Below are 14,779 nucleotides of genomic sequence, written 5' to 3'. Positions count from 1 at the left end.
CGTCCCCTTCAGATGTCGGTCGGTACGACCCAAGGAGACCACCCATGGCTGAACGTTCCTTTGCCAAGGAAGTCCAAAAACTGAAACAGGGAGATGGAGAGACCTTCTCGGGCGAAGGGATCCTCGCCATCACCAAGGCGCTGCTGGAAAATGGCGTTGGATATGTCGGGGGCTATCAGGGCTCGCCGATTTCGCATCTGATGGATGTTCTTGCAGATGCGCAGGAGATCCTCGGAGAGCTGGGCGTCCGGTTTGAAGCGTCCGCAAGCGAGGCCACCGCAACGGCGATGCTGGCGGCATCCGTACATTACCCCATTCGCGGAGCGGTCACCTACAAATCCGTTGTCGGGACCAATGTGGCCTCCGATGCGCTCTCCAATCTGGCCTCGGGCGGCGTAACCGGCGGCGCGCTCATCATCGTCGGCGAAGACTACGGCGAAGGCTCTTCGATCATGCAGGAGCGCACCTACGCCTTTGCCATGAAAAGCCAGGTCTGGATGCTGGACCCGCGCCCCAACCTGCCCTCGATCGTTGCCGCAGTTGGAGATGGTTTTGAACTGTCGGAGGCCAGCAACACGCCGGTCATGCTGCAGATGGGCATCCGCTCCTGCCATGTGCACGGCTCTTTCGCCGCCTCCGACAATCGCCGCCCCGATATGACAGTGAGCCAGGCGCTGGAAAGCCCCCGCCGGGATCTTGAGCGGATCGTCCTGCCCCCTGCCACCTATCTCCATGAGGCGGAGAAGCTGACAAAACGCAAACCCGCGGCTGAACGCTTCATTCTGGAACGCGGCCTGAACGAGCGGTTTGGGCAGCCATCTGGAAAGGTCGGTCTGATCATTCAGGGCGGGACCTACAACACGGTGATCCGCGCGCTGAACCGTCTTGGGCTTGCCGATCTTTATGGCGATACCGATCTGGATATTCTCTGCCTCAACTGTGTCTACCCGCTGGTCGAAAGCCAAATCCTCGACTTCTGCGAGGACAAGGAGGCCGTTCTGATCGTCGAGGAAGGCCAGCCCAACTACATCGAACAGCAGATCGGGCATATGCTCTACAAGGCCGGCAAGCGCGTCACGCTTGAGGGCAAGGGCATGCTGCCGATGGGGGGCGAATATACCGGACAGGTGATGCTGCACGGGCTTGGGGAGTTTCTGACGGCATATGCGCCGGGCCTGATGCCAGCCGCCGCGGTCACCAAAAATGAAGCACCGGCGCCGATCCCGGATCTGTCCGACGTTCTGCCCGCACGCCCGCCGGGGTTCTGCACCGGCTGCCCGGAGCGGCCGATCTTTGCAGCGACAAAACTGGTCGAGCAGGAACTGGGTGAGCACCACATTTCATCGGACATCGGCTGCCATCTGTTTTCGATCATGCCGCCCTTTGATCTTGGCGCAACAACGATGGGATATGGTCTGGGTCCGGCCTCGGCTGCGGCGTTTCACAACGAAGACCCGCATGGCCGCCGCTCTATCTCCTTCGTCGGGGATGGCGGGTTCTGGCACAATGGTCTGACGTCGTCTGTGGGCAATGCGGTCTTCAACAAGTCCGACAATGTGATCGTGATCGTCGATAACTTCTATGCTGCAGCGACCGGCGGGCAGGACATTCTATCATCCCGCGCAGACAACAAGACCAAGCAGACGCAGAACTCCATCGTCGAGGCCTGCCAGGGCATGGGCGTCAAATGGATCCGCCAGATCGACAGAACCTATGACGTCACCAAGGTCCGCGACACGCTGAAAGAGGCGCTGACCACACAGGTTGCAGGCCCGAAGGTCATCGTCGCCTCCTCAGAATGCATGCTGAACCGGCAGCGTCGGGAGAAACCACTGCTGGCCAAGGCCACCAAGGAAGGCAAGCGCACCGTGCGGCCACGCTTTGGCGTCGATGAGGACATCTGCACCGGCGATCACGCCTGCATGCGGCTTTCGGGCTGCCCGTCCCTGTCGGTCAAGGATACCGGCGATCCGCTGCGCGATGATCCGGTCGCGGCGATCGACCAGACTTGCGTCGGATGCGGCAATTGCGGCGAGGTCGCCGATGCTGCCGTGCTCTGCCCCAGTTTCTATCAGGCCGATATCGTATCAAACCCCACCCCGCGCGAAGGCCGTAAGGCGCGCAGGACCCAGAAGATCATTGATTGGCTGCAACGCAGGCGTGACGCGAAACGCGTGGTTTTCGCCTGAAGGAATTGACGACATGAACATTCAAAACACCTCGATTGCCGCCCGCCGTTCGCCCAGCGCAGAAGGTGAAAAGATCATCACGTTGGCCGCACTTGCCGTTGGTGGCCAGGGCGGTGGCGTCCTGACCAACTGGATCACTGCCGTCGCGGAGGCCAATGGCTATCGTGCGCAGTCCACCTCCGTCGCGGGTGTGGCCCAGCGCACGGGGGCCACGATCTACTATGTCGAAATGTGTCGCGACACCGGCCGTATGCCGGTCTTTGCCCTGTCGCCCGCCGAAGGGGACGTCGACATCCTGATCGCGTCCGAACTGATGGAAGGCGGCCGCGCGATCATGCGTGGCTTTGTGACGCCGGGGCGCACCACCCTGATCGCTTCGACCCATCGCATTCCTGCGGTTGCGGAAAAAACGGTTCCCGGAGATGGGCGTGCCGATGGTCAGAAGGTGATCGAAGCCATGGGCATTGCCGCCGATCATACGGTGGCCTTCGACATGGAGGCGCTGGCAAAATCTGCCGGTTCGATGATCTCGTCCTCGCTGTTGGGCGGGCTGGCCGGGTCTGGCGCCCTGCCCTTTCCCAAGGAGAGCTATGAGGACGTGATCCGCGCCTCAGGCCGTGGCGTCGAGGCCTCGCTGCGGGCTTTCAATGATGCGTTTGACTGCGCCACGGGTAAACAGCAACCGCCACAGCCCGAAGCGGTAACGAAGCAGATCGAAACGCTGCATGTGCCATCCCGCCATCAGGACAAATGGGCGCAATTGCAATCGCGCCTTACTGCCTTGCCCGTCGCGGCCCAGGAGATGACAGGGTTGGGATTGACCAAAGTGGTGGATTATCAGGACCTTGCCTACGGCGAGCAGTATATGGACATGGTCGAAGCTCTGGCCCTGACGGACAGTGCTCCGTTCGAGATGACCATTGCAGGGGCGAAATACTGCGCCCGCGCGCTGTGCTACGATGACATTCTGCGCGTCGCCGACATCAAGACCCGCGCCAGCCGGATGACCCGTGTGCGCGACGAGGTCGTGGTGGGTGATGACCAGGTGTTGATGGTGACCGAGTATTTCCATCCGCGCTTTGAAGAATTCACCACGACACTGCCCGGCTGGCTTGGCAAACGGCTGCGCAATTCATCCCGTCTCGAAGCTTTCTACGCGCGCTATCTAGACAAGGGGCGCCGGATCCGAACCGACCGGCTGCGTGGGTTCCTGATGCTCTGGGCGGTGTCGGCGCTGCGGCCCTGGCGCCGGTCTTTGCTGCGGCATGAAACAGAGATGGCCCATATCGACCAGTGGTTTGCCACGGTGACAGATGTGGCCCAACGTGACCGTGCTCTGGCGACGGAGCTTTTGGCCAACTACCGGCTGATCAAGGGCTACTCAGACACACATGTGCGCGGCCATTCGAAATTCGCCCGCATCATGCAGGCGCTGCCCATTCTGCAGGGACGGCCCGACGCAGCGGACTGGATGCGACGACTGCGCACTGCCGCCTTGGCCGATGAGTCTGGGGCGCAGCTCGAGGGCGCGCTGGCCACGGTCCAGAGCTTCGCCGGAGACGCTGCATGAGCGGCCCCATTCACGTCATTGGCGCCGGGATCAACGGTCTTGTGGCCGCCGCGGATCTGGCCGCACGCGGGCGCAAGGTTCAGGTCTGGGAGCGCGGCCCCACCCCCGGCGGGGCGGTACAGACCAAGGCGCTGACACTGCCCGGCTTTCACCATGACGTGGCCGCGATGAACCTCTCGATGTTCGCAGGCTCCGGCTTCATGGCGCGCCATGGCGCGGAGATGGCCCGCCATGGGCTGGAGCTGGTGTCCGTTGATCGTCCCTTTGCCCAGGCGATGACGCCGGGCGATTTTGTCGGCGTGTCGACAGATATCAACGAAACGCTGGCGAGCTTTCACAGTGAGCAGGACAAAGACACCTGGCAGTCATTGATGCGCGAATTCCCCGAGAAGGCCGCGGTAATCGGTGGGCTTCTGGGGACGCCAATGACGCGAACAGCGCTGCTGAAGTTCGTTTGGCGACAGTGGCGCAGCCTGGGGCTCGGCAAGATGACCGATATCGCCCGCCTGCTGATGACCTCGCCGCGCGACTGGCTGCAGGATACGTTCGAAGATCCCCGGTTGCATTGCGCCTTTTCCACTTGGGGGTTGCATCTGGACTTTGCGCCGGATGTTGCAGGCGGGGCCATCTTCCCGTTCCTTGAGGCCCTCGGCGGACAGGCACAGGGCATGGTCATCGGCAAGGGCGGTGCCGCGACTGTCACGGACGCACTTGTGCGGATGATCGAGGCCCATGGCGGCAGCGTCACCTGCGATGCCGATGTCCGCGCCATTTCCCACACGCACGGAACCGTCACGGGCCTGAGCGTCAATGGCGAAGACATCGCAGCCGAGACGGTGCTGGCAGGACTGGCACCGCGTCATCTGTCCACGCTGATTGGCGACAGCGGCCACGCCCGTTTTGATGCCGGGCTTGACGCCTTCCGTCACGCACCAGGCACGATGATGATCCACCTTGCACTGGATGGCCCGGTGCCGTGGGCTGCCCCCGAATTGGGTCGCTTTGCCTATGTGCATGTCGGCCAGTCCATCGACGCCACGGCGCAGACCTATCAACAGGCGATGGCCGGTTTGCTGCCGGACAGCCCGGTGTTGGTGGTTGGGCAACCTTCGGTCTTTGATCCGTCACGCGCGCCGGAGGGCAAACAGACGCTCTGGGTGCAGGTTCGCGTCCTGCCTGCGGATATCGCAGGGGACGCCAAGGGCAAGATCTCCGCACGGGACTGGGATCAGGCCAAAGCACCATTTGCAGCCCGCGTGATTGATCAGCTGGAGGAGCAGGCACCGGGAGTGCGGGACCGCATTCTCGCCCAGACCGTAGTGTCGCCGAGAGACCTGGAAGCTGGCAACCCCAACCTCGTGGGCGGCGACCAGCTCTGCGGCTCGCATCATCTGCGGCAGAACTTTCTGTTCCGCCCGGTGCGTGGGTTCGCCGATGGCACGACCCCCATCAAGGGGTTGCATATGATCGGAGCAGCGGTCTGGCCAGGCGCCGGCACCGGCGCCGGTTCGGGGTTTTTCAAGGCACAAGACCTTTGACCGCCCTGCGGTCGCCCCTGCCCGCATGGGCAAAACACAAAAAATAAATTGGGTCGAAACAGGCCCGCCAACAGGAGAGAGAAGACATGAACACTATGAACCGTCGTGGTTTCCTAGGCACCTCAGCCTTTGCCACCGCTCTTGCGGCCTCGGGCCTGCCGGTGATCGCCCAGAACGGGGGCGACCTGACCATTGCCTATAACGTGCCTGTGCAAAGCTGGGATCCGACCACCGGCCCGGCTGCGGTCAACCCGGTGCTGCAATCCATCTACCTGGCGGTGTTCGACCGCTTTGTCGGCCAGAACCCGGATCTCAGCTTTGACGCGGGGCTGCTGACCGACTGGGGGTTCAGCGAGGACAAATCCCAGGTCCACATGACCGTCCGCGAAGGGGTGACCTGGCAGAACGGGGATCCGCTGACCCCGGATGACATCGTCTGGTCGCTGACCCGTGCCGCCCAGTCCGAAACCGGAAACCCGATGCAGTTCGTCTGGTCCAAGATCGGCAATTTCCAGATCGACGGGCAGCGCATCACCGCAGATGTGATCGAGTTCGAACCGGCCTTGTTCAAATGGATGGCGTTTCTGACGGCCTTTGTTCTGCCCAAGGACTATTACGAAAGCGTCGGCTCCGAAGGGTTTGAAAAAGCGCCGATCGGATCTGGCCCCTATATGGTGGATACATTCGAACCCGGCGCCTACGTCCGCCTGAAAGCCTACGACGGCTATTGGGGGGCGGCTCCGGAGTTCTCTACCGTGACGATCAAATTCGTGACCGATGCGACCTCGCGCGTGGCCGAGGTGGAATCCGGCAACGCGGATATTACCACCAATATGCCCTACGAAGATTACGACCGCCTGATCGCCAAGGACGGCCTGTCCGGTCAGGCGGTGCCGATCACCGATATCGGCATGATCTTCCTCAACGACATCGGGCCGATGCTCGACAAGAATGTCCGCCTCGCGGCCCACCACGCCATCGACAAGGAGCTGATCATCGACCGGCTGCTGAAAGGCTATGGCGTGCCGCTCTCCACCCTCGAAGTGCCCGGCTATGCGGCCTTCGACGACAGCATCACGGTGCCCTACGACCCGGAGCGCGCCAAGGCGTTGTTGGCAGAGTCCGGCTATTCCACGGACAACCCGGTCAAGTTCACCATTCAGACGACCAAGGGCTTTAAGCCCAAGGATTATGAAATGGTGCAGGCCATCGTCGGACTGTGGCGTCGTGTCGGCATCGAAGCCGAAATCGAAGTTTACGAGATCGCCAAACACTACGAGCTGCGTGCCACCGACCAGCTGGCGCCTGCGGCCTTCTACAACTGGGGCAATTCCATCGGTGATCCGTCGACATCGACGGGATTTTCCATGTTCGGCCCCTCGCCACACGCGGTCTGGGACACGCCGGATCTGGTGGAAAAGATCGGCCCGCTGTTCGTGGAAGCCGACGAAGAAAAGCGCATTCAGGGCTACAAGGACGTATCCCGCTACATTGCTGAAGAGGGCTATGTGATCCCGCTCCTGCAATATGTGATGCCCATCGTCTACCGCTCGGATCTGAACGTCGCGGCCTATACCTCGGGCGACCTGCTGCCCCAGGCCGTGACATCCGTCTGATCTGTCAATCTCCTGCTGCCGGCCCGTTGCGGTCGGCAGCATCGAAGCGGAGTACCTTTGATGTTTCTCAGGACAGTGCTGTCCCGTCTGTTGACGACCCTCGTCACGCTGTTTGGCGTTGCGGTTGTTGTCTTTGTTCTGGTGCGTGTTGCACCAGGCAATCCGATCGCCATGATGCTGCCGCCAGGTGCGAGCGAGGATGACATCGCCCAGCTGACGGCCCTCTACGGGTTCGACAAGAGCCTGGTCGAACAGTTCTTCATCTGGATTGGCGGGGTGGTTCAGGGCGATTTCGGCACCTCCATCACCCTGCGCCAGCCGGTCGCCGATCTGGTCTTGTCCCGCCTCCCGGCGACGCTGGAGCTGTCATTTTTTGCCTTGCTGATCGCGGTCGCCATCGGCGGTGTGGCTGCCGTGATCGGGGCGCGTCGACGGGGCAGTCCGACGGAGGCCGCTGTCGATCTGACCAGTGGCGCTGTGCTCTCAATCCCCGATTTCCTCTGGGGGCTGCTGTTTGTCCTGCTGTTTGGTGTGCTCTGGCCCGTCCTGTCTATTTCCGGGCGTCTGGATCCGAGGCTGGAATTCGATTTCCTCACCAACTTCGTGGCTATCGAAGGGCTTTTGCGGGGGCGTTTCGACGTCGCTGGCAGCGCGTTTTCACATATGCTGATGCCGGCGCTGTCGTTGGCGCTGCCGTTGGCGGCGTTGATTGCACAATTGCTGAAGCAGAACCTCAAGGAGGTTCTGATCCAAGACTACACCACCTTGTCGCGGGTGCGCGGGTTCTCTGAAACGCAAGTGATCCTGCGGGACGCCATGCGCAATGCCGCCCTGCCGACGCTGACGCTGGTTGGGGTGCAGTTCACCTTTCTCATCGGTGGCACGGTGATCGTGGAGCGCCTTTTTGCCTACGGCGGCCTTGGGAACATGGCCATCGATGCGGTTATCAATCGTGATCTGCCGCTGATCCAAGGCATCGTGCTGCTGTTTGCCGCCCTGTTTGTGGCCATCAACCTGCTGGTGGATCTGTCCTACACCCTTTTGAACCCGAGGTTGCGTCATGGCTGATGTCTCCCTGCAAACCACGCCCCGTGCCCGCTCAGGGCGCCGCAACCTGCGTCTGTGGTTGCCATTGGCCTGGATCACCACGCTGGGTCTGGCGGCCCTCTTTGCACCGCTGATCGCGCCTCATGATCCGCTCTATCAGGATCTGTTCCTCGAACGCCTTCCGCCGTTCTTCATGTCCGGCACGGAACCGGGCTATTGGCTCGGCACCGACAGTCTGGGCCGGGACGTTCTGTCGCGGGTCATCTACGGCACCCGCATCGCGCTGTGTGTCAGCCTGATCGCGGCAACGGCAACCTGTCTGGTGGGCTCGACCCTTGGGTTGTTGGCCGGGTACTTCGGCGGTTGGTGGGACCGGGTGATCTCTCGCCTCATCGAGATCTGGATGGCCTTTCCTCCGGTGCTGTTCGCGGTGTTGCTGGTGGCAGTCATGGGCACTGGTCTGACCTCGGTCATCGTGGCCATCGCCCTGATTGACTGGACCCGCTTTGCCCGTGTGATCCGCGCCGAGACCATGGTGCAGGCGCAGATGGATTATGTGGACAGCGCCCAGATCGGCGGCGCCCGGCGACTGACCACACTGGTTTCGGAAATCCTGCCAAACGTGCTGCCGTCGATTGTCGCCCTGCTGATGCTGGAGATGGGCATCGCGGTGATCGTCGAGGCGATCCTCAGCTTCGTGAACCTGTCTCTGTCGTCGGATGTGGCGACCTGGGGCAGCATGATTGCCGAGGGACGCAACGCCATCCACTTTGCCTGGTGGGTGCTGCTGTTCCCGCTGATCGCCCTGTTCCTCACGGTGCTGAGCTTCTCGCAGCTCGGCGAAGGGCTGAAACAACGCTTTGATCCGGTGCTGCAATGACCATGTCCTCGACGCTGAACATCCAGAATCTGACCGTATCGCTGCGCAGCGGCTTGCCGCTTCTGAGACAGGTCAACCTGACGCTAGAGCCCGGAGAGGTGCGCGCGCTAGTTGGGGAAAGCGGCGCTGGCAAGTCGATGATCGGCAAGGCCGTTCTGGGCACCCTGCCTCCGGCGACACGGGTGACCGGCGGTCAGATATTCCTCAGGGGTCAGGCACTGGTTCACCTCAACGCCGCCCAGAGACGCCATTGCGTTGCCCAGAGTGCCGCCCTGATCCCGCAGGACCCGCTCACCGCACTAAACCCGGTACGCCGGATCGCGCCGCAGATCACCGACCCGCTGACCCGCATCCATGGCTGGTCTGCTGAACGTGCGCAGACGCGGGCACTGGAATTGCTGGATCGGGTCGAAATTCGTGATCCGGCGCGTGTCATGCGCAGCTACCCGCATGAACTGTCCGGCGGCATGCGTCAGCGCATTCTGATCGCAGCAGCCTTTGCACCCTCGCCGCCCCTGATTGTGGCGGACGAGCCGACCACTGCGCTGGACGTCACCGTACAGAAGCAGATTCTGAAACTTATCAGAGAGTTGCAAAAGGAAGTTGGCACCGCAGTGCTGTTTGTCACCCACGACATGGGGGTCGTGGCCAAGATCTGCCAGAAAGTATCCGTGCTGTTTCAAGGCCGCGTCATGGAGGATTCAACCACCGAGGCGATCTTCTCCAGTCCGACGCATCCCTACACGCGCGCGCTGATTGCCGCCACGCCCAGCTATGCCGACCCCGCTCGCAGCTTCTCTCCGGTGCCGCCCGAACTGATCGCACAGATGAAATCAAAGATCGCACAGGAGGAGATCTGGTGATGGCCGCTCCCTTGATCTGCCCACAGACGGCTCCCGCTCCGGCGTTGTTTTCGGTGCGCGGCCTGCGCCTGTCCTTTCCCGATACCGCCCATAAGCCGCTGTTTGCCCCCGCACCCCGGATCGAGGTTCTGAAAGGTCTCGATCTTGATCTGCCGCGGGGCCAGATCACCGGCATCGTTGGCGAGAGTGGCTCCGGCAAATCGACCTTGGGGCGGGTTCTCGTGCGTCTGCTGCGCCCGGATGCCGGTCAGGTTCTGCTCAATGGACAAGATATCGCCACGCTGGACGAGGCGGCGTTGCGTCCCCTGCGGCGAAACTTGCAGATGATCTTTCAGGATCCGATGTCGTCCCTCAATCCGCGCCACAAGATCTGGCGCATCGTTGCAGCCCCACTGGCGCGCTACGCGAATGACACGTCCAGCCGCAGCGGAAGCGCCGCGCGTCGGGATCAGGCCCTGCGGGCGCTGGAACGTGTCGGCCTCGATCCCAGCTTTGGCGAGCGGTATCCGCATGAGCTTTCCGGCGGGCAGCGCCAGCGCGTCGGCATCGCCCGCGCGATCGCACTAGAGCCGGAGTTCATTCTGGCCGACGAGATCGTTTCGGGCCTTGATGTCTCCAGCCAGGCGCAGGTGCTGTCGCTGCTCAAATCGCTGGCGCAGGAGATGAACCTGACCATCGCCTTCATCAGCCATGATCTGAGCGTGATCCGGCACCTATGCGACAATGTCATTGTATTGAACCGTGGTGAAATTCTGGAGAATGGCTCCGTAGAGCAGGTCTTTGCCGCCCCGCAATCCGAGATCACGCGCCTGCTGCTCGATGCCATTCCACTGCCAGAGCTGGACGACAAATGGTTCGACTGACCATGTAACACAAGACAACGCCACAGTCCGCGCTGGCGTAGCGAGATCCAGTTTGGACCAACGGAGACGATCAAAATATCGCCCCTGTCGCGCCAGTGCGCTGCGCGGGCGAAAAATTCACATTCTTGCGCGACTTGGCGCATTGAGGTTGCAAAAATCACCACACCCCAAGATCCGTCGCATTTTTATTTCAGACTTAAAGCTTCATGCTTGAAGAATTGAGAATGAGGCTCTACGCTTTTCGATATGGATACGGAACACCAAGAGGCTCAGAAGCGCCCGCTCCGCGCCAGCACACTCACCCAGGGAGACCGACTATGACCATCCGCTCACTCGCCACTGCCGCGTTTTTTGGCGCCTCAACCTTCACCGCAGCCGGCGTTCAAGCCGAAGAGGTGACGCTGAAGGCTGTCACGGCCTTTGCCACCGGCACAACTTTCTCCCGCGACTTCGAAGCCTTTGTCGACTGGGTCAATGAAAACGGCACAGGTCTGGTTCAGATCGACCTGCTGGGCGGGCCCGAGGCAGTGCCGCCCTTTGAACTGGGCAACGCGGTTCAGGCTGGCATCGTCGATATCGCGAACAACACCACAGCCTATTATCCCAACCTGCTGCCCACCGGTGATGCGCTGCATCTGGCGCAAAACACCATTCAGGACCAGCGCGCCAATGGCTGCTATGAGCTGATCGACAGCATTCACCAGCAGCAGATGAATGTGAAATACCTCGCACGCGTGGGCGACAACATGAACTATCACCTGTATCTGGCGAAACCGCTGGAGGGTCCGGACCTGACGGGTCTGACCATTCGCACCACGCCAGTCTATCGCGCGATGTTTGAAAAGCTGGGGGCAACCCTTGTGCGCACCGCCCCGGGCGAGGTCTATACCGCCCTCGAACGCGGTGCGATTGATGGCTATGGCTGGCCCAGCCAGGGGGTTCTTGATCTTGGTTGGCACGAGCAGACAGCCTACCGGGTCGACCCTGGTTTTTATCAGGTGGATGTGAATTTCCTGGTGAACATGGATCGCTGGAACGACCTGAGCGCCGATCAACAGGCGCTGTTGGAACAGGCCGCCACCTGGATCGAGACGCAGAACGAAGAAAACATCGCGCGCAATCAGGCCGAAGCAGAAGCACAGGCGGAAGCTGGCATTGAAACCGTCACCTTTGACGGCGCCGACAAGGAGCTATGGGCTGAGACCGCCCAATCCGAAGGCTGGGGCGAGGTGATGGAAATCGACGCTGAGCTTGGCCAGCAACTGCAATCCTGTCTGACAAAGTGAAGTGGCTGGGGCGGCCTCTGGTCGCTCCGCCGTTGTTCCCATGATGAACTTCAACCGCTGCTTCGGCGCGCTGACCACTGGCCTTGCCGTGCTCGCCGCCGCCATCCTTGCGGCGATCACGCTGGTGATCCCGTTAAATGTGTTTCTGCGCAACCTGGGCCTGCCGGTGATCTACGGCGCGCTTGATGTCATCGAGTACGGTCTGATGGCCATCGCCTTTCTGGGCGCCCCTTGGGTGCTGCGACTGGACGCCCATGTACAGGTCGACCTCGTAACCCGCGGGCTGCCGCCGCGTGGGGCACGCGTGGCCGCAATCCTGACCTGCCTGCTGGGGGCCATCACCTGTGCCGCGCTTGGCTGGGCCGGACTGCAGGCCCTGATGCAATCCTACGCGCGCGGCTCCATGGTGCGCACCGCGTTCACCTTTCCTGAATGGTGGACACTGACCGTCCTGCCGCTGTCGATGCTTCTGTGCATGATCGAATTCCTGCGCAAAATCTTCCAACCCTCCGAAGACTCTGCGCCGCTGACCGGCCTCTGAAAGGAAATCCCATGGATTGGATTCTCACGCTTTCGCTGATGCTGGGGGGGCTGGCGGTCCTGCTGCTGATCGGCCTTCCGGTCGCCTTTGCCTTTATCACCGTCACCATGATCGGCGCGTTCGAGGTGTTGGGCGGGGATCGCGGCCTGCTGCAACTGGCCCGAAACTCCACTCAGTCGGTGGCCAATTTTCAGATGGCCCCGATACCCCTGTTCATCCTGATGGGGGAAATTCTGTTTCAAACCGGCATTGCCCACAGGGCCATAGATGCGATCGAACGCGTGGTGACCCGGGTGCCTGGCCGCCTGTCGGTGGTCACCGTCTTTGGCGGCACGATCTTTGCCGCTCTGTCCGGCTCTACCATCGCCAATACGGCCATGCTGGGCTCCACATTGATGCCGGGCATGCTGCAACGCGGCTACCATCCGACGATGGCCATGGGGCCGATCATGGCCTCTGGCGCGATCGCGATGCTGATCCCCCCGTCAGCCCTGGCAGTTCTGGTCGGCAGCCTTGCGGGCATCTCCATCTCGGGCCTGTTGATCGCGGGCGTGATCCCTGCGCTGATGCTGGCCGGTGCCTTTGTCGTCTACATCATCGGTCGCAGCATCCTGGACCCCAGCGTTGCCCCGCCGGATGATCTGCCCGAGATGACACTTGCAGAGCGTTGGCGTCCCTTCATGATCTACGTCGCGCCCCTGTCCGTGCTGTTCGCGGTGGTGATCGGAAGCCTGCTGATGGGGTTTGCCACCCCGACAGAATCCGCCGCTCTTGGCTGTCTCGCAGCACTTGTGATCGGGGCCGCCTACCGCGCCCTGTCGCTGAGCAAGATCGCCAAGGCATTGATGGAAACGGTCAAACTCTCGGTGATGATCCTCTTCATCATGGCGGCCAGCCAGACATTTGCGCAGGTTCTGTCGTTCAGTGGCGCCACCAATGGTCTGATTGCTGCAATCAATGCTGTGGACCCGACCCCGACGATGGTACTGGTGGGCATGATCCTGATCCTGCTGTTCCTGGGATGTTTCGTGGATCAGGTTTCGATGCTGATGGTCACGGTGCCGGTGTTTGTGCCGCTGGCGGCGCAACTGGGCATCAACGAGCTGGTTCTCGGCGTCGTCTATCTCCTGACCATGGAGATCGGACTGCTGACCCCGCCGTTTGGCCTGCTGTTGTTCGTGATGCGCGGCGTCGCGCCCGAGGGGATCGGCATGAAGCATATATATGCGGCTGTGACGCCATTCCTTGTCATCAAGCTCGCGGTATTGGCATTGATCGTCTGGCAACCTGCCATCGGCACCTGGCTACCGGGGTTGATGGCGCACTGAGCCGTCTGTCCCGAACAGGCGCACCGGGCGACACGTGATCGCCAACCACGGCACTCTGTGCCGTTCTCCGGGCCCGCCATGACGCGGGCCCGGAGAAGCGGAGCCACAAGGCTCTCGCCGCCCCCGTTCATCTGCCACAGCCCGGCGTATCCCTGCGCAATACCCTGTGGGCCGAACCACCGAGACCCGGCCTCCGCTGACATGCTGACCAGAACTGTGTCGGCGACCTGACACCCGATCGGCCCCTCCTTCACGACGCCTCCACATATTCTGCGCGCGATCCCAACGCTCTACCGCTAACTCGCGAAACATCTGACAGAGGCGGGGAGCGGCGAATGAAAATCACAAAATCCAGCGGAGGGTGGCCGATATCCGGACTGACCCTGCGCGACATGGCACTTTTGGTATCCATTGCCGTTGGAGCCTGTGCGGCCTCTGATCAGGAAGGGGAGATTGTGGCCAGAGCCATCAGTCCGCTGGAGGGGTATTGGACACTGAGCGATGCCCCAAATACCGTCTTGATAGAACCCTGTGAGACGGGATCAGAAAAGCTCTGCGGTCGGCTTGTTGTCTTTGAGGGAGACCCAAACGCGCGCGACGCTTTCAACCCTGACCTTTTCGCCTGGGGGCAAAAGATCTGCAACAGTGTCGTCATCTCCGATCTCGAAGCAACCAAAGAGCCTCAGTCATATGCAGGTCGATTTTATGATCCCGGAGACGGCGAAGACCTCAATCTCATCATATCAATGACGTCGCACAATGTGATCGAAGCGCGCGCCTATTACGGAGCCAGCATTGACGAAGCGGTCGACCTGGGCGTGGCTGCCGCCACCGGAGAGCTGCCCGTATTCGCGACGGTTTCCTACGCAACGCGTGCCATCATCGGCAAGAAACACCTGGGCGAGACCTTCAGCTGGGTCCGCACAGCAAAACCGCAGCAACTGTGCAGCGACGCCCTCTGACCTTACTTTGACGCCTGACGGAAGCAGGACAGGATCTACCGCGCCGCCTCTCCTGTTGTGCGGCCATACGACGGTGATCCGGAAACAGGGGGGTGG

At 61.5% G+C, this 14,779-nt stretch carries 12 protein-coding genes; all 12 read left to right on the top strand.

Going from position 1 to position 14,779, the window contains the following annotated elements; genetic code table 11:
* Positions 1-44 precede the first annotated feature (44 nt).
* Positions 45-2,189 (top strand): indolepyruvate ferredoxin oxidoreductase subunit alpha, encoded by a 2,145-nt coding sequence (locus R1T40_RS03745; RefSeq protein ID WP_317385925.1) that lies wholly within the window; start codon positions 45-47, stop codon positions 2,187-2,189.
* Positions 2,190-2,202: 13 nt separating this feature from the next.
* A complete protein-coding gene (locus R1T40_RS03740) occupies positions 2,203-3,759 on the top strand; it encodes an indolepyruvate oxidoreductase subunit beta family protein (protein WP_317385924.1) in 1,557 nt (518 codons plus the stop codon).
* The gene (locus tag R1T40_RS03735) at positions 3,756-5,297 is read left to right on the top strand and encodes a phytoene desaturase family protein (RefSeq protein ID WP_317385923.1); all 1,542 of its coding nucleotides are present in this window, start codon (positions 3,756-3,758) and stop codon (positions 5,295-5,297) included. Before R1T40_RS03740 ends, R1T40_RS03735 begins: the two co-directional genes overlap by 4 nt.
* Positions 5,298-5,383: 86 nt before the next feature.
* Positions 5,384-6,913: an ABC transporter substrate-binding protein gene (locus R1T40_RS03730; protein WP_317385922.1), complete on the top strand. Its 1,530-nt coding sequence runs from the start codon at positions 5,384-5,386 to the stop codon at positions 6,911-6,913.
* Positions 6,914-6,973: 60 nt separating this feature from the next.
* Positions 6,974-7,981: an ABC transporter permease gene (locus R1T40_RS03725; protein ID WP_317385921.1), complete on the top strand. Its 1,008-nt coding sequence runs from the start codon at positions 6,974-6,976 to the stop codon at positions 7,979-7,981.
* Positions 7,974-8,840, top strand: coding sequence for an ABC transporter permease (locus R1T40_RS03720; protein ID WP_317385920.1), 867 nt, complete (start codon positions 7,974-7,976; stop codon positions 8,838-8,840). The genes R1T40_RS03725 and R1T40_RS03720 overlap by 8 nt, the downstream gene beginning before the upstream one ends.
* Complete coding sequence (locus R1T40_RS03715) at positions 8,837-9,703, top strand: ABC transporter ATP-binding protein (protein ID WP_317385919.1); 867 nt, start codon at positions 8,837-8,839, stop codon at positions 9,701-9,703. The genes R1T40_RS03720 and R1T40_RS03715 overlap by 4 nt, the downstream gene beginning before the upstream one ends.
* Positions 9,703-10,566, top strand: coding sequence for an ABC transporter ATP-binding protein (locus R1T40_RS03710; protein ID WP_317385918.1), 864 nt, complete (start codon positions 9,703-9,705; stop codon positions 10,564-10,566). Before R1T40_RS03715 ends, R1T40_RS03710 begins: the two co-directional genes overlap by 1 nt.
* A 317-nt stretch (positions 10,567-10,883) precedes the next feature.
* Positions 10,884-11,852 carry a TRAP transporter substrate-binding protein DctP gene (dctP, locus tag R1T40_RS03705; protein ID WP_317385917.1) on the top strand — a complete coding sequence of 323 codons (969 nt, stop codon included), beginning with the start codon at positions 10,884-10,886 and terminating at the stop codon, positions 11,850-11,852.
* Positions 11,853-11,892: 40 nt separating this feature from the next.
* Positions 11,893-12,393 carry a TRAP transporter small permease gene (locus R1T40_RS03700; RefSeq protein ID WP_106164594.1) on the top strand — a complete coding sequence of 167 codons (501 nt, stop codon included), beginning with the start codon at positions 11,893-11,895 and terminating at the stop codon, positions 12,391-12,393.
* An 11-nt stretch (positions 12,394-12,404) separates the two neighbouring features.
* Positions 12,405-13,721: a TRAP transporter large permease gene (locus R1T40_RS03695; RefSeq protein ID WP_106164489.1), complete on the top strand. Its 1,317-nt coding sequence runs from the start codon at positions 12,405-12,407 to the stop codon at positions 13,719-13,721.
* 335 nt (positions 13,722-14,056) lie between these two features.
* Positions 14,057-14,683 carry a DUF2147 domain-containing protein gene (locus R1T40_RS03690; protein ID WP_317385916.1) on the top strand — a complete coding sequence of 209 codons (627 nt, stop codon included), beginning with the start codon at positions 14,057-14,059 and terminating at the stop codon, positions 14,681-14,683.
* Positions 14,684-14,779 lie beyond the last annotated feature (96 nt).

Origin of the sequence: Tritonibacter scottomollicae (genome assembly GCF_032924845.1) — a bacterium.
GTDB lineage: Bacteria > Pseudomonadota > Alphaproteobacteria > Rhodobacterales > Rhodobacteraceae > Epibacterium > Epibacterium scottomollicae.
This window is presented reverse-complemented; position numbering and strand designations above follow the sequence as displayed.